Here is a 15,944-nt window from a genome sequence, read left to right as displayed (position 1 = left end):
CCCCTTGCCGGATACAGGGCCAATCAAGGAAATTGGCCTTATGGATCGACATTTGAGCGCTCTCCAGCTCGCCCGGCTCGTCAAGCTGCCACCCGACGCCCGGCCGTACTACAAGGCGCTCGCCGGGGCCGTGCGGGGCCTGATCCTGGACGGGCGGCTGCCCGTGGGCGTGCGCGTCCCCGCCGAGCGGCACCTCGCCGAGGAGCTGGGCGTCAGCCGGACCACTGTGACCAGCGCGTACGACCGGCTGCGCGAGCAGGGCTACCTGGCCAGCCGCCAGGGGTCGGGCAGCCGGACGGCCCTCCCCGACGCCGGGGCGCTGGGGACGGACAACCCCTGGATCGCCCCGGACGACGACGGGCTGCTGCCGATGCACACGGCGGCGCCCCCGGCGACGTCCCTGCTGGGCGAGGCGGTCGCCGAAGCGGGGCGGGCCTACCACCGGTACGCGGTGGGCATGGGCTACCACCCGGTCGGTCTCGCCCCGCTCAGGGAGGCCGTCGCCCGCCGGTACGGTGAGCGCGGCGTGCCCACCCGCCCCGAGCAGATCATCGTCACGGGCGGCGCACAGCAGGCCCTTCATCTGCTGATGACCATGCTCGTGGCGCCCGGGGACCCGTTGCTGGTGGAGTCGCCGACGTACCCGCACGCGCTCGACGTCGCGCGGCTGCGCGGCGCCCGCCTGGTGCCGGTCGGCGTGCAGGACGACGGCTGGCACCTCGACCTGCTGACCTCCGCCATGCGGCAGTCGTCCGCCCGGCTCGCCTACCTGATCCCGGACTTCCACAACCCCACCGGCCATCTCATGGCCGACGGTGACCGGGCCGCGCTGGTGGCGGCCGCCCGCCGGCACGGCATGACCGTGATCTGCGACGAGAGCTGGGCCGAGACGGCTCTCGACGAGGAAGCGCGGGCGGCGCCGCTCGCGTCGTTCGACACCGACGGGCGGGTGATCAGCGTGGGGTCCGCCTCGAAGCTCTGGTGGGGCGGGCTGCGCATCGGATGGATCAGGACCACCGCCGCGACGGCCCGCCGCCTGGCCGTGCTGCGGGCCTCGGTCGACCTCGCCACCCCTGTCTTCGAGCAGCTCGTGACGGCCCGGCTGTTCGAGCGGATCGGCGAGGCGCGGGCGGAGCGCCGCCGCCTGCTCGGCGAATCGCTCGCCGCGCTCACAGCGGCGCTCGCCGAGGAGCTGCCGGGCTGGAGCTTCACCGTCCCGCGCGGCGGCGGGTCGCTGTGGGTTCGGCTCGACGGGCCGGTCGCGAGCGGGATCGCCGCCTCCGCGGCCGGGCGCGGGGTCCGGCTCGCCCCCGGACCGTGGTTCGGGGTGGACGGGGCGCTCGAACGCCGTCTGCGCCTGCCCTTCACCCAGCCGCCCGACATCCTGCGGGAGGCGGTGCGCCGCATCGCGGCCTCCGACGCCCCGTACGGCTACCGCCCCCTTGAGCCGCTCACCCCGGCCCTGTGACCGGGGTCTCCGCCATCAGCGCCCGGATCCTGCGGGCGAACAGCAGCAGCACCAGGCCGGCGGCGATCGCGCCGAGCGCGAGCAGCAGGTAGTACGCCGGCATCGGGATCACGGTGGTCAGCCGGTACGCCTGGCCCCCGATCGAGTCGCCCAGGGAGATGGCGAGATACCACACGCCCATCATCTGGTTCTCGAACGCCCGGGGCGCCAGCTTGTTGGTCACCGACAGGCCGGCCGGGCTGAGGAACAGCTCGCCGATGGTCTGGATCATGTAGACCGACAGCAGCCACAGGATCGACACCCGCGTCCCGCCCGAGGCGACGCCCGCCGCGACGGACATGACGACGAAGCTCAGCCCGACCAGCACGAGGCCCACGGCGAACTTCACCGGCGTGCCGATCCGGTCGCCCGCCCGGTAGAACAGGTCGGCGAAGACCGGCGCCAGGACCACGATGGCGATCGAGTTGATGTTGGACACCCATCCCGGCGGCACATCGAAGCCGCCGACGCGCAGGTCGGTCTGGTTCTGCGCGAACAGCAGCAGCGCGCTGCCCGCCTGGTCGTAGATGAGCCAGAACACGGCCGCGGCGAGGAACAGCCACACGTACGCCACGAGCCGGGTGCGCTCCTCCGGCGTGATCTCGTGCGAGCCGGTGAAGAGGAAGACGAAGTACGCCACCGGCACGGCCGTGGTCAGGATCGCCAGCGCGAGCGCGAAGCGGTCGATGGTGAACGTCCCGCTGCGCGCCCACACCAGCAGGGCCGCCGCAAGCACGGTCAGCGAGCCCCCGATGACGAGCCTGAAGTGCCGCCGCTCCTCCGGGGTGAGCCGGTGGTCCGGCTCCTCGCCGACCCCCCGCAGGTGCCGGCGGCCCAGCACGTACTGGCTCAGCCCGACGGCCATTCCGGCGGCGGCCGCGGCGAACGCCAGGTGCCAGCGGCCCCCCGTCTGCAGCCACGGCACCACCGTGATGCCGAGGAAGGCCCCGAGGTTGATGCCCATGTAGAAGATCGTGTAGCCCGAGTCGCGGCGGGCGTCGTCGTCCTCCCGGTACAGCTCGCCGACGAGGGCCGCGATGTTGGGCTTCAGCATGCCGCTGCCCAGCGCGATCAGCGTGAGCCCGGCCCAGACGAACGCCCCACCGGCCGGGACGGCCATGCTGAGGTGGCCCGCCATGATGATCATCGCGCCGTACAGGACGGTCCTGCGGGGGCCGAACAGCCGGTCGGCCATCCAGCCGCCGGCCAGCGCGAGCAGGTAGACCGAGGCGATGTACACGCCGTAGACGCCGACGGCCGTGGTCTCCGGCAGCCCCATCCCGCCGCGCACGGCCGGCGCGGACAGGAACAGCACGAGGATCGCGCGCATGCCGTAGTAGCTGAACCGCTCCCACATCTCCGTGCCGAAGAGCGTGGCGAGTCCACGCGGGTGGCCGAAGAACGTCCGGTCCCGCTCCGGCGCCCCCGGCGTCATACGCGGTGTCATGCGCTCACCCCCGATCGCGCAACGCCCCTCTACCTACCCCCGCGGCGGCCCGCGGACCCGCCCGAGCCGTACGGCGGGCACTGTCCGCGTACTTCTCACCGTCAGGGGCTTGTCGGGTGTGATGCGTTGTGGTGCGATGCATGCCATTCGTACATGGGGCACCCCCGGGAGGCGCGATGGCTGGCGTTCTTGACGACCGTTCCGAGCTCCTGGAGGAGATCGCCGGAAGGACCTTGTGCGACCAGCTGCGGGTGACCGCCGAGCGGCACCCGGACGCCCCCGCCTACTCCGACCCCTCGGGGGACGGCTGGACCACCCTCACCTACGCCCAGGCGCGGCACCGGGTCCTGGAGATCGCCGCCGGGTACGCCGCCCTCGGCCTGCTACCGGGTGACGCCGTCGCGCTGATGATGGTCAACCGCAGCGAGCACGTCCTCGCCGATCTCGGCGCCGTCCACGCCCGCGCCGTCCCCTGCTCGGTCTACGCGACCTTCGCCTCCGACCAGATCGCCTTCGTCGCCGGTGACGTGGACGCCAGGGTCGCCGTGCTCGGCGGCCCGTCCGAGCTGGCCAGGTGGGAGCCCGTTCTCGGGGAGCTTCCCGCGCTCAAGAAGATCATCATGCTTGAGGGCGCGCCCGAGGGCGACGACCGCTTCATGAGCTGGGCCGACTTCCTGGCCCTGGGGGCGGCCGCACTCGCCGCGAACCCGGCGGACGTGGACGCCCGCTGGCGTGCGGTGACCTCCGACGACGTCCTGACCGTCCTGTACACCTCCGGCACGACGGGCAACCCCAAGGGCGTGCCGCTGACCCACGCGAACGTGCTGTTCGAGGTGGCCGCGACCCAGCGGATGATCCCGCTGCCCGACCTCGGCACCCAGATCTCCTACCTCACGTACGCGCACATCGCCGAGCGGGCGCTCAGCCTCTACCTGCCGCTGTTCAAGGCCTCCCACGTTCACTTCTGCACGGACCTGGCCAACCTCGGCGCGGTCCTCGGCCAGGTCAGGCCCGTCCTGTTCTTCGGCGTCCCCCGGGTGTGGGAGAAGATGACCGCACGCCTCCAGGCGCTGCTCGCGACCCAGCCGGAGGAGCAGCAGGACAGCGTCCGGAAGGCGATGGCCGCCGGGCTCGCGTACGTCGAGGGGCTCCAGTACGGGCACACGGTCACGCCGGAGGTGCGGGCGGCGTACGAGAAGGCGGACGCCGCGCTGCTGTCGGTGATCCGCTCCCTGATCGGGCTCGACCGGGCCGGGTGGCTCGCCACCGCCGCCGCGCCGATGCCGCCCGAGGTGCAGCGGTTCTTCGCCGGGCTCGGGCTCAAGGTCATCGACGTGTACGGCATGACGGAGACGACCGGCGCCTTCACCGCCAACACCCCCGACGTGTTCAAGCTCGGGACGGTGGGGCGGGCCGAGCCGGGCGTCGAGGTGGCGATCGCCGACGACGGCGAGATCCTCACCCGCAGCCCGCTCAACACCCGGGGCTACCTCAACCGGCCCGGGGAGACGGCCGCCCTGCTGGACGAGGAGGGCTGGCTGCACACCGGTGACGTGGGCTCCGTCGACGACGACGGCTTCATCAAGATCGTCGACCGCAAGAAGGAGCTCATCATCACGTCCGGCGGCGAGAACATGTCCCCGGCCAACATCGAGAACCACCTGAAGGAGCACCCGCTCATCGGGCAGGCCCTCGCCTACGGGGACGGCCGGCCGTACCCGGTGGCGATCCTCACCCTGGACGGCGAGGTGGCCCCGGGGTGGGCGGCGGCGCGCGGCATCTCCTTCGGCTCGCTCGCCGAGCTGGCCGAGCATCCCGACGTGCTCAAGGAGATCGGCGCCGCGGTGGAGGCGGCCAACGAGAAGCTCGCCCGGGTGCAGCAGGTGAAGACGTGGCGGCTGCTGCCGGTCGAGTGGACGGCGGAGACGGCGGAGCTCACGCCGAGCCTCAAGCTCAAGCGCCGGATCATCCACGCCAAGTACGCCGGCGTCATCGACGCGATGTATCGATCCTCCTGAGTGGCGGAGCGGGGCGGCGGGACCATGAGCAAGGCGGCGGGAACATGAGCAAGGCGGCGGGAACATGGGAGAACCATTGCCACGCCGGGAGTGTGTCGAGGGCCGCCGGACCGGCGGCCCTGCGTACGTTCTCGAAGCATGAGACACATCCTCGCGACGCCGGCCCTCGCGGTCGCGGCGCTGCCGCTGGCCGTCCAGGCCCCGGCCCCCGCCCCGGGGGACCTGGCCGACCCGGCGGACCTGGCGATCCGGTCCGTCACCGTGCGGCCGGGCGCACCCGTGGTCGGGCCGAGCGGTTCGGTGCGGCTGGTGGTCGACGTGTCGGCGCGCGGAGCGGCCCGGGTGTCGGTCGAGGTGGAGCCCGGCCGCCCGGACGGCCCTGAGCAGCCCGAACAACCCGGGCAACCAGGACAACCTGGGCAGCCTGAGGAGCCCGAGCCGTCCGCCGTGCCGCCGGAGGAGCCCGCCGCGCCGCCGTTCCAGGAGCCGTTCCAGCAGCCGTTCCAGGAGTACGGGCCGCGACCGGCGGCTCCGGCTCCCGGCGCTCCCGCTCAGATCCCCCCGCGACCGGGCGGGCTCGCGGGACTGACCCCGTCGCAGGTGCCCCGCTTCGTGGGCACCACGCTGGGCAGGGGCGGCGCGCCGTGGTTCCTGCCCATGCGGACCACCCGCGCCGGCGCCGGCCAGGAGTGGGAGACGTGGCGCTTCCTGCCGGAGAAGGCCCTGTCGCGGTGGTATCCGAGCGGGCCGTGGACGGTCACCGCGACGGCCTGGGACGCCCGCGGTGGCGTCGTCACCGCGCGCACCACCTTCGCCCTCAGGCGCGCGACCTCGCTGGAGGGGGTCAAGGCGGTCCGTGACGGGGACGAAGGCGTACGGGTCACCGGCACGCTCCTGCGGGTCGATCCCGTCGGGAGGGTGGACTACCGTCCCTTCCCCGGGCAGCGGGTGACCGTGTCCTACCGCCGGGGCGGATCCGGCGAATGGCGGCCGCTGGGCCGGGCCTTCACGAGGAGGGACGGCTGGTTCAGCACCCGCCTGCGCGCGCCGGGGGATGGGGTGTGGCGCGCCGAATACTCCGGTACCACGCATTACGCTCCCGACGTAAGCGCCGAAAAGCACCTATAAATGCCGATAAGTCCATTTCAAGGGAACCGGAACGCTGGTAGTTGCGATTCTGTGACCATTGTTCGCCGCCGTTGACGCAACTTCTCTCTCTCCTGACACGTCTATGACGTAGGCATGCCCCGCCCCGGGGTGTGTTCAGTGAACACGGGGAGAGGAAGCACCTCATGGTGAAACGCGTGGCTACCACGCTGGTGGCTGTCGCCATGGGCGCCGCGGCGCTCGTGACGGCGGCACCCGCCTTCGCGGACGACGAACCCGCGTACGCGCCGGACCCGAAGATCCTGTCGATCGACGTCAGCCCCAACCCGGTCGTCGTCAAGAAGCACGGGTCGGTCGAGGTCACCGCCACGGTCAGGACCAAGGACCTCGCGAGCCTGTCCATCGAGGTCTGGGAGCCCCAGGGCGGCGACCACGGTGACGGCCACGGCGACGGCCACCACTGGCTCGCCGCCAAGACCGGTGACGAGCCGTACACCGGTCCGAAGTTCGACACCAAGTCGCAGTCGTGGAGCTTCGACTGGAGCCACAAGACCGGGCTCTGGAAGGTCCACGTCGAGGGCGTCGGCCCGAAGGGCGAGAAGGTGTCGGCCGACCGCGGCTTCGTGGTCAAGCACGAGGAGTGGGCGCCGAAGCCGCAGCCGAAGCCGCATGGCCCGAAGGCGACCCGCATCGCCGGGTTCGACGCGACTCCGGAGCCCGTGCGCAAGGGCCACAAGCTCACGCTCAAGGGCAGTCTCCAGGTCGCGCAGTGCTACGGCGACTGGTACTACAAGTGGGACGGCTACGTCAGCGTCCACGGCCGTGACGGCTACTGCGACGAGGACAGGAACGTCTGGCACGACTGGCACTGGCTCGGCAGCCAGGACGTCGACGTGTACTTCCTGCCCAAGGGCTCGCACAGCTGGAAGCGCGTCGGCACGATCGAGACCAACGACGACGGCAGCTTCGCGGCCAAGGTCCGTGCCTTCCGTTCCGGCACGTGGGGCGTGAAGTTCGACGGCACGCGGCGCCTCAAGGGCTCCGAGGCGACCGACTACGTGAAGGTCGTCCGCCACTAGCGGGCACCGGAGCGCGGCGGAAGCACCGGGCCGCGACGAGAGACCTCCGGTGGGCGTGGAGCGGTCGCTCCGCGCCCACCAGGAGGTCTTCGTTCGTTTCAGGCGCCACCTGACCTGCATTTTCGTGACAAATGTGGCGAACTGCTGGTGCGCAGCGTTTTGAGTGTCTCTCTGTTGAATTAATGGTGACCGCAGGGGTAGGGAGGTCCCGGTGCCCGCGCCACTTTTCCGCAGTGTCTGGAATCCGGCCTGACAGAGCGCCGATCCAGCCGTCCGTAGGGGGGCCGAATCGTGATTAGCCTGCTGCTGGCCGAGGACATGCACCTCATCCGCAAGGCGCTGATCGCCCTGCTGTCCAGCGAGGACGACCTCGAGGTGATCGCCGAGACCGACAAGGGCGACGACATCGTCCGGCTGGCCTGCCTGCGCCGGCCCGACGTCGCGGTCCTGGACATCGGCCTCCCGGACGTGGACGGGATCACCGCGGCCGCCGAGCTGCACCGGCGATTACCCTCCTGCAAGACGGTGATCCTCACCGGCCTCGGCACGCCGATGGCCCTGCGCCGGGCGCTGGACGCCAACGTCCGGGGCTTCGTGGTGAAGGACGCCCTGCCCAGCCACCTCGTCGACTGCATCCGCCGGGTCTCGCGGGGCGAGCGGGTGGTCGACCCCGAGCTCGCCGTCGCCGCGCTCGACGCGGACAGCAACCCGCTGACGGCCCGCGAGCTCGACGTGCTGGAGACCGCCGCGGGGGGAGCCACGGTGGGGGAGATCGCCGACAGGCTGTCCCTTTCCCGTGGAACGGTCCGCAACTACCTGTCGCGCATCCTCACCAAGGTGGGGGCGCGCTCGCGCGTCGAGGCGATCCAGATCGCCTCGGAGTCCGGCTGGCTGTGGCCCTCACCCGGCCGGGAGATCGGCATTCTCCGCTACCGCCCCCGCCGGTAGGCCGCGGCCCTCCCAGTGGCCGACAAGGTCCGCGTAGAGCGGCGAGGCGGCCACCATCTCCTCATGCCTGCCCATCAGGACCCGGGTGCCGTCCATCACCAGCACGCGCTGGGCCCGCAGGGCCGAGGAGATCCGGTGCGCGATCACGATCAAGGTGCCCGGGCGCGCCGCGAACGCCGCCTCCGCGCGGGCCTCCGCCGCCGGGTCGAGATGGCAGGTCGCCTCGTCGAGGATCACCAGGCGGGCCGGCGACAGGTAGGTCCTGGCCAGCGCGATGAGCTGGCGCTCGCCCACCGACAGCTCGGCCGGATCGATCTGCGTGTCATAGCCGTCGAACCGCTGGGCCAGCTCCGTCAGCCCGAAGGCCGCCACCGCCTCGTCGAGGGCCTCCACCGGGGTGCCCGGGGCGAGATAGGTGAGGTTGTCCGCCAGCGTTCCGTGGAAGACGTACGCCTCCTGGGGGATCAGGGCGCGGGCGGCCGGAAGGACCTCGGCCGCAGGGACGCCGCCGATCAGCACCTTCCCCTCGGCCGGCCGGAGCAGGCCCGCCACCAGACCGGCCAGCGTCGACTTGCCGATACCGCTCGGGCCGACCACGGCCAGGTGGCCGCCGTCGGGCACGACCAGGCCGAGACGGTCGATGACGGGCTGCGCCGCCGGGCCGTACGCGAAACCGACCCCGCGCAGCTCCAGGCGGGCCCCCTCCGGTGCGCGCGTCCCGTGCGGGACCGGCGGCCCGGCGGCGTCCACGATCCGCTCCAGTGTGACCGCCAGCCGTACGCCGCTGACGCCGAGGCCCTGCACCAGCCCGCCGAGCGCGGGCGTGAGGGACTGCATGACATAGGTCAGCGCGCCCAGGACGACGCCGCCGGTGAGCCCGCGCTCCAGCAGCCAGGGGGTGCCGGCGAGCAGGAGGAGCACCGGGAGCCAGCCGCCGACGGCGAGCGCCAGCGTGCGGGTCGCGGTCACCCGGGCAAGCGCCCGGGCGGCCCTCGCCTGGAAGGTCACCTCCCGCCCGGCGGCCGCCGCGACGCGGGCCTCGCCCCCGCAGGCCGTGACGTCCCGCAGGCCGCTCGCGATCGCGGCGACCGTCGCGGCGGTGCGCTCGTCGGCGACGATGAAGTCGCGCTGCCGCCGGGCGAGCGCGGGCAGGGACGCCAGGAACAGCGCGAGCCCGGCGGCGACCGGCGGCAGCACGAGCGGGAGCACGGCCGGGGCCAGGGTCGAGATGCCCAGCGCCACGCTCACCAGCGTGAACGTGAACGACCGCACCACCGTGATGATCGCCCCGAAGGCGTCCCTGGCCAGCTCGACCTGGTGGTTCATCCGCGCCACGGCGGCGGTGCCGCCGCCACGCCCGGCCCGCAGCGTGCCGGTGACCACGATCTCCAGCAGTTCGTCGCGGAACGGCTCGACGATGCCCGCGACGAGCAGCAGGACCTGGCGGGCCGCCACCGCGGCCACCAGCCAGGCGGCGGCCAGCACCGCGAGCCACGCGAGGCCGGTGCCCGGCCGCCCGGCGGCGAAGCCGTCGTCGACCGCCCGCGCGACCGCATGCCCTCCGGCGAACGCGGGCGCCGCCTCAGCGAGCGACCACCCGGCGAGGCGCAGGAGACGGCGCGGCTCCCGCGTCAGCGCCCGTCTCACCACGGGCAGGACGGCGGCTCTCACGGCGCGACCTGGGAGGAGGCCTCAGGGGCAGAGGCCGACTGGAAGACGGCACGGTAGCCGGGGTCGTCCCAGAGCAGATCGTGGGGCCCCCGGGCCCGGATCCGGCCGCCTTCCAGCCACACCACCTGGTCGGCGCGCGCGGCGGTGGCGACGCGGTGGGCGACGACGAGCCGGGTACGGTCGGCGAGGCTGCCGGTGAGCGCCCCGCTGACCTGGCGCTCGGTCACGGTGTCGAGGCTCGACATGGCGTCGTCGAGGATCAGCAGCCGCTCCGCCTGCGCGAACGCCCGGGCGAGGCCGACCCGCTGCGTCTCCCCACCGGACATCGGCGCGTCGCCGACGGGGGTCGCGTAGCCCAGGGGCAGCCGCCGGATGAAGGCGTCGGCGCACGCCGCCCTCGCCGCGTCGCGCACCCGGTCCATCTGAGACTCCGACGGCCCGAAGGCGATCGACTCGCCGAGGGTCTCGCCGAACAGGGCGGGCCGCTCGAACGCGTAGCCGACGGCCCGGCGCAGCTGCTCGCGCGCGACCTCGTGCAGCGGCACCCCGTCCAGCGTGACCGTGCCCCGTTCGGGGTCGAGGAGCCGTCCGGCCACGGCCGCCAGCGACGACTTGCCCGATCCGGAGCATCCCACCACCGCCACGCAGGACCCGCCGGGCACGACCAGGTCGACGTCGCTCAGCAGCCGGGCCCCGTCCGCCCGCACGCTGACGCCCTTCAGCTCCAGCCTGCCGGGGCCGGGGGGCAGCGGCCGGGAACCGTATGACGGGGGCGGCACGGCCAGCAGCCGGTCGAGGCGCCGGGCCGCCGACCGGGCGCGGGCCAGCCTCCCGGCGTACCCGATCGCGGAGCCGAGGCCCGCCCCGAGCACGACGTAGCGCGCGGCGGCCAGCAACTCGCCGACGGTGAGGTCTCCGGCCGACAGGCGCAGGCCGCCCACCGCGAGGACGGCCGTCTCCAGGAGCGGCACCACCACGGCGGCCTGGACACCCGCCCGCGCCTGCAGCCGCCACAGCGCCAGCCCGTGCGCGCGCAGGACGGGGAGCGGGGCGAGGACGCGCCTGGCCTCCTGGTCCTCGGTGCCGGCGGCGGTGATGGTGCGGGCTCCCGCCAGCGCGCCGACCAGCCGGGCGGCGATGTTTCCCTGCGCCTCCTGGTAGCCGCCGGACGCCGCGGTCGTGCTGCGCATGAACGCCCGGAGCACGGCGACGATGAGCAGCAGCCCCGCCACCAGCGTCACGGCCAGCCAGGGGTCGATCAGTGCGAGGGCCGCCACGCTGCCCGCCGAGGGCACGATCAGCGCCGCCGCCGTGACGACCGCCTCAGGCGTCCGGCCCGCCTCCTCGGCGTTCACCCCCGCCCGGGTGACGAGTTCACCCGGGGTGAAGTGCCTGGTCATCGTGGTCCCGACGGACAGCGTGTGCGTGATCACGCGGCCGCGCAGCCACAGCGCCGCCCGCGCCCCGCTGACGCCGGAGGCGAGCACGCCGAGCGCGTCGCACGCCACCACGAGCGCGACGAGGGCGGCCGTGGCCGCCAGCCACCGCTCACGGCCGGGGCCTGCCGCGACCAGGGCGTCGACGGTCCGGCCGAGGGTCAGCGGCAACAGGAGCTCGGCGGCCGCGCCGAGCAGCGCCGTCACCGCCAGCGCCGCCAGCCAGGGGCCGCCGTGCCTCACGGCCTTGAGGATGAGCAGGTCCGCCGCCCGTGTGGTCACCGCCGCCTCCCCACTGCGTATGGCGCGAAGTACGTGAAGTAATGGCGCGAAACATGGTGCGAAAAGGGGTCGGAAAGCGAGAAGCCTGGGCGGCCCGCGAGGGCCGCCCAGGTCTTACGCGGTTGTCAGCCGCAGATGATGCTCAGGCTGCTGTTCTCGTGCGGGGTGCAGCCCAGCAGGCTGAGGTTGCTGCCGCCGCCGCCGCCACCGTTGGGGGCCTCGAGGGTCTGGAGGTCGAGGAGCGCCATGATGATTCCTTCCGTTGCAGGGGGTCGAGGTCGTGCCTTGCGAGGTGCTATCAGCCGCAGATGATGCTGAGGCTGCTGTTCTCGTGCGGGGTGCAGCCCAGCAGGCTGAGGTTGCTGCCGCCGCCGCCACCGCCGGTGGGGGCCTCAAGGGTCTGAAGGTCGAGCAGTGCCATTACGAACACCTCCTTTCAGGCTGTCGGGGACGTCGGACCCGGTGGCGGCGCGCAAGGGCCCCTGCGCGTTCGACCGTCCGGGGGGCTCTAGGAAGGGGAGGCGGACCGGCTGGTCGTGCAGCGCGGTTCCGAGCGCGAAGAGCACGCCGGCGCTCCCAGTGGCGAAGTCCATGGAAAGGCGGAGCAGCTGGGCCCCGGGGAAGGCCAGCCCGTCCCGGTACGGAAGCTCGTGCCAGGACAGACGGGCGATCTGGCCGGCCGCGGCCTCCGGGTCGGGGCGCGAGCCGGAGACGAGGCAGGCGATCATGCCCGCCCGGCCGGCGAACAGCCCCGACTGGATGTAGTAGGAGAGCCTGGTCACCGGCCGGATGGCGGCCAGCGACCCGGCGAAGGTCTCGTCGTGCCGGTGCGCGAGGTAGCGGTCCAGGACCAGCCCGATGCCCGCCGACCCCTCGTCCAAGTAGGGGTTGGTCCGCCAGCCCTGCTGCACCTGGAGCTGCCCGTCCTCCCGGCCGACGCAGCGCCGCAGGTCCTGCCGCAGCGCGGTCGCGGCGAGGTCGAGCAGGCCGGCGTCGCCGGTGCGCTCGTAGGCGTGCAGGAACATCAGCGCGGGGCCGGACGAGCCGTACATCAGCCCGGCGTGCGGGTTCGCGCCGCCGCTGATCTCCGGCACGTCGTCCGGGCCGCCCAGCCGGTCGGCCGCGGCCGACACGACCCGGTCCGCCTCTTCACGGAAGGCCGGCTCGCCCGTGACGTCGTGCAGGCGCATGAGGCTCAGCGCGACGCCGGCGAGCCCGCCGTACAGGCTGAGGTTGAGCCGCTCCCAGCTCTCCCGCCCGCACAGCTCGGCCACGTCGAGCGCGTCCTGTCTCAGGCCGAGGGACTCCAGCGCGTACGCCACCCCGTGCAGGCCGTTGTAGAAGCCGATGGGGCCGCCCGGCCGCTTGGCACGCGCCAGCAGCCACTCCTCGTGCTCGGGGAACCGGCCTGCGCCGGTGGCGGCCAGGGCGTGCAGGACGCCCGCCGCGCCGTTGGCCAGGCTGATGCCGCCGCCGGGCTCGAACTGCACGATGTCGCCGGGGAACAGCCGGTCGTCCCGCTCGGGCGTCGCGCTCGCGAGGATTCCCTTCGCGATGGCGTCCCGGACGCCCGGCCAGCCCTCCTCCAGGCGGCTCGGCCTCGGCTCGGGCGCGTCGTGGTCCAGGATCGTGCGTACGGCGCCGCCGACCAGCTCGCGCGGCACGCCGGGGAAGGTCCGCGCGACCAGCTCGGCGATCTGGACGGCCTTGGGCCGGTGCAACGGCAGAAGCAGGGTCGCCATCGGCGCGAACATGCTGAGATGGAGACAGGCCAGGGCGTACTCGTCGGCCTCGACGCCGGCCCGGCCGGGCGGCGGCACGAAGCCGGGGTTGGCCAGCGTCGGTCTCTTGTTCTCCTCGGCGAGCGAGGAGACCTCGAAGTCGATGAGCACCACCCGGTCGCCCTCGACCAGGACGTTGAACGGATGCAGGTCGCCGAAGACCACGCCGCGCCCGTGCAGGGCGGACACCGCCCTCCTCACCCGGGCGAGCATCCCGATGGCCCACTCCGTGTAGTCGGCGACCATGCGGGGGGTGAGGTCAGCCCGGGTGAGGGGGTGCCTTTGGGCGATGAGCTGGCTGAGCGTGGTCCCGTCCACGTACTCCTGGACGAGGAAGTGGTGGTCGCCCAGCGTGAAGTAGTCGAGCGCCGCGGGCACGCAGTCCAGGCCGGCGAGCCGCGCCATGATGTCGGCCTCGTGACGCAGGCGGGTGACCGCGTCGCGCCCGGCCACGTCGAGCCCGGCGTGCGGCCGCGCCTCCTTCAGCACCACCTGGTTCCCGGTCCGCGTGTCGCGCCCCAGGTACACGCCGCCGCCGTTGGAGAAGTGCAGCACGCTCTCCACCTGGTACGGCAGGCCCTCCAAGGTGACGGCGTTGCGGGCGGCCAGATGCGGTTCGAGGAAGGCGGGCAGGGTGACCCAGGGGGGCAGGGCGAAGGCGGGCCCCCGCACGTCGGGGACGAGCCGGCCGTCTGCGTCTTCGATGGCGAGCACCTGCTCGCCGTTCTCCCCTGCGCAGTGGCGCTCCATGAAGCCGCCGTACCGGACGAACAGCGGGCCGGCGCCGTAGCGCAGGTCGCTCAGGATGTACGGTCCGTCGACGCCGTCGAGGATCTCGGCCAGCTCCTTGAGCACCAGCTCCAGCTGGGCCTCGTCGACGGGGTAGATCGTGACCAGCTTGCCGCTCGACCCCCGGAAGGCGTACTTGGAGTTCTGCATCAGCATCACGCGCCGGCCGCGGAGGAACTTGAAGGCCAGCCCGCGGGGGACGCAGTAGTCCCACGCCGCCGCGACCACCCGCTCGGCGTCCTCGGCGGACGACGAGATGTGGATCTTCCAGCCCTGGGAGGGCAGGGTGGCGCCGGTCGGCGCGTAGTGCATCCACGTGTCGGTCGCGAGGTGGGCCCACCCGTCGGGCACGGGCCGCTGGACGATGGAGAAGTCGGGGTGCTCCGCACGCTTGCGGTCGAGGGTGTCGTAGAACAAGGGATCTGCGAGGCAGTAAATCTCGTACTTACTAATCACAAGATGTCCCCTTAGGCCGGTCACATGAAAGAATTCCGTAAATAAGGAGATGGGCCAAGTTACGCCCGTCAACAGCCTTATATGCGTATGTCACATAACGAGCCATGATTTGGGTCATGGGGGCGGCGTGACGCCGCCGAGGCCCGGCCATGCGGTCCGGCCGCGATGATCAGTCAAATGCCTGGTCAACCGGGAAGATCGGATTATGACCCGGTTAAGGGAGCGTCCTCAAGGGTGCGATCCCGGCCTTTTATATATTACCTACAAGCAATGCATGAAATGCCGGTACGGGCACTTCAAGTGGATGTGTGACGTCGCGCGGGGCCGGACCCTCGGTCCTGCCGCAAGTCCGCAGCTCACGCCGGGTGCCGTCCCGGCTCCGCCTGCCTTGGGGCTCCGCGTTCGCGCAGGCCTTGAGGGGCGGCCGTGCTACTGCGGATGGTGGTTGGGGATCTCGGCGAACAGCCGGAACCAGCCGTCGGGGTCGACGATGGTGCCGACGATCCCGCCGAGCGCGGCGGCGCGGCTGCGGAGGTTGTCGATGCCGCTGCCCGGGCATGGCGGGGAAGCCGGCTCCACTCCGTCGTTGGCCACCATCAGCAGGACGTTGTCGCCGTCCGCGGCCACCTCGATCACGCACAGGCGGGCCCTGCTGTGGCGCAGGACGTTCGTCACCGCCTCGCGCACCATGACGGCGAGCACGGCGCTCACGTCGGGCTCCAGGTACGTGTCGGTCAGTTCCACCTTGCAATCAGTGCCGTACGCGCGCAGGACCGCGCGGGCGTTGGCCAGCTCGGAGGGCAGGGAGATCTCCTGGTAGGAGCGCGTCACGTTCCTGATGTCGGTCGCCGCCTGCCGGATCGACTGGACGACGTCGGCCAGGGCGGGCCGTACGGGTGAGTCCTCGTCCGCGAGGCGGTAGGCGATCTCGCTCTTCAGCGTGGCGAGCCACAGCCGGCTGCTCACCAGGTCGTGGACGTCCCTGCCGAACTGTTCACGCGCGGCGGCCGCCGCCTGCCGTACGGCCTCGGCCTGGAGGGCCCGCAGCCGCCGCCGGCGGCGCAGGAACAGCGCGACGCACAGGAGGGCACCGAGCGGGGGGAGCACGGCGAGAATCGCAACGCTGGGCAAGTGAGGACCCTCCAGTCATCCTCGCCGGAAGATCGGCCTCGCCATTTGGAACACACCATAGATCCTTGCATACAAGTCAAGAAATATGGCCACTTAGTGAGTGTCGAATTACATTCTATTTCGCGTTTCTCACGACAGGTCCTTCCATGTGAACCCGCGGAATCGGGAACAACCAAAAGCGGATTGCGGCCATGACGAATAGGTGCCGTCAGGTCCCCCCGGGAACCGTCTCCCCGATGAGACGCGCGACCCGCCTCACAGGTGCACGGCGTCCGGATGTGCGTCCGAATGG

At 72.3% G+C, this 15,944-nt stretch carries 12 protein-coding genes; 5 read left to right on the top strand and 7 right to left on the bottom strand.

Going from position 1 to position 15,944, the window contains the following annotated elements; translation table 11 throughout:
* Positions 1-40: 40 nt before the first annotated feature.
* Complete coding sequence (locus AB0B72_RS21515; protein WP_367740642.1) at positions 41-1,468, top strand: PLP-dependent aminotransferase family protein; 1,428 nt, start codon at positions 41-43, stop codon at positions 1,466-1,468.
* Here AB0B72_RS21515 and AB0B72_RS21510 read toward each other — a convergent pair.
* Positions 1,452-2,954: a peptide MFS transporter gene (locus AB0B72_RS21510; RefSeq protein WP_367740641.1), complete on the bottom strand. Its 1,503-nt coding sequence runs from the start codon at positions 2,952-2,954 to the stop codon at positions 1,452-1,454. The genes AB0B72_RS21515 and AB0B72_RS21510 overlap by 17 nt on opposite strands.
* A gap of 176 nt (positions 2,955-3,130) precedes the next feature.
* On the opposite strand from AB0B72_RS21510, the gene AB0B72_RS21505 reads away from it, so the two are divergent.
* The 4 genes from AB0B72_RS21505 to AB0B72_RS21490 all read left to right on the top strand — a co-directional run bounded on the left by AB0B72_RS21505 (position 3,131) and on the right by AB0B72_RS21490 (position 8,106).
* Positions 3,131-4,972 carry a long-chain fatty acid--CoA ligase gene (locus AB0B72_RS21505; RefSeq protein ID WP_367740640.1) on the top strand — a complete coding sequence of 614 codons (1,842 nt, stop codon included), beginning with the start codon at positions 3,131-3,133 and terminating at the stop codon, positions 4,970-4,972.
* Between the two features lie 138 nt (positions 4,973-5,110).
* Entirely contained in the window at positions 5,111-6,100 is a 990-nt protein-coding gene (locus tag AB0B72_RS21500) for a hypothetical protein (RefSeq protein WP_367740639.1), read from the top strand.
* A 176-nt stretch (positions 6,101-6,276) separates the two neighbouring features.
* On the top strand, positions 6,277-7,158 hold the full coding sequence (locus AB0B72_RS21495; RefSeq protein WP_367740638.1) for a hypothetical protein: 882 nt from the start codon (positions 6,277-6,279) through the stop codon (positions 7,156-7,158).
* 291 nt (positions 7,159-7,449) lie between these two features.
* Complete coding sequence (locus AB0B72_RS21490; RefSeq protein ID WP_367740637.1) at positions 7,450-8,106, top strand: DNA-binding response regulator; 657 nt, start codon at positions 7,450-7,452, stop codon at positions 8,104-8,106.
* On the opposite strand, the gene AB0B72_RS21485 is transcribed toward AB0B72_RS21490, so the two are convergent.
* The 6 genes from AB0B72_RS21485 to AB0B72_RS21460 form a co-directional block, all read right to left on the bottom strand.
* Positions 8,059-9,777 carry an ATP-binding cassette domain-containing protein gene (locus tag AB0B72_RS21485; protein ID WP_367740636.1) on the bottom strand — a complete coding sequence of 573 codons (1,719 nt, stop codon included), beginning with the start codon at positions 9,775-9,777 and terminating at the stop codon, positions 8,059-8,061. The genes AB0B72_RS21490 and AB0B72_RS21485 overlap by 48 nt on opposite strands.
* Entirely contained in the window at positions 9,774-11,495 is a 1,722-nt protein-coding gene (locus tag AB0B72_RS21480; protein WP_367740635.1) for an ABC transporter ATP-binding protein, read from the bottom strand. The genes AB0B72_RS21485 and AB0B72_RS21480 overlap by 4 nt, the downstream gene beginning before the upstream one ends.
* Before the next feature lie 125 nt (positions 11,496-11,620).
* Positions 11,621-11,743, bottom strand: a complete 123-nt coding sequence (locus tag AB0B72_RS21475; RefSeq protein WP_367740634.1) for a SapB/AmfS family lanthipeptide — start codon at positions 11,741-11,743, stop codon at positions 11,621-11,623.
* A gap of 50 nt (positions 11,744-11,793) precedes the next feature.
* Positions 11,794-11,916, bottom strand: a complete 123-nt coding sequence (locus tag AB0B72_RS21470) for a SapB/AmfS family lanthipeptide (protein ID WP_367740633.1) — start codon at positions 11,914-11,916, stop codon at positions 11,794-11,796.
* Positions 11,888-14,521, bottom strand: a complete 2,634-nt coding sequence (gene lanKC, locus AB0B72_RS21465) for a class III lanthionine synthetase LanKC (protein ID WP_367740632.1) — start codon at positions 14,519-14,521, stop codon at positions 11,888-11,890. Before lanKC ends, AB0B72_RS21470 begins: the two co-directional genes overlap by 29 nt.
* A 429-nt stretch (positions 14,522-14,950) precedes the next feature.
* Positions 14,951-15,652: a sensor histidine kinase gene (locus tag AB0B72_RS21460; protein WP_367740631.1), complete on the bottom strand. Its 702-nt coding sequence runs from the start codon at positions 15,650-15,652 to the stop codon at positions 14,951-14,953.
* Positions 15,653-15,944 lie beyond the last annotated feature (292 nt).

It is taken from the genome of Microbispora sp. NPDC049125, assembly GCF_040802045.1.
Taxonomy (GTDB): domain Bacteria; phylum Actinomycetota; class Actinomycetes; order Streptosporangiales; family Streptosporangiaceae; genus Microbispora.
Note: the sequence above shows the minus strand (reverse complement) of the source record. Positions and strands in the feature narration are given on the sequence as shown.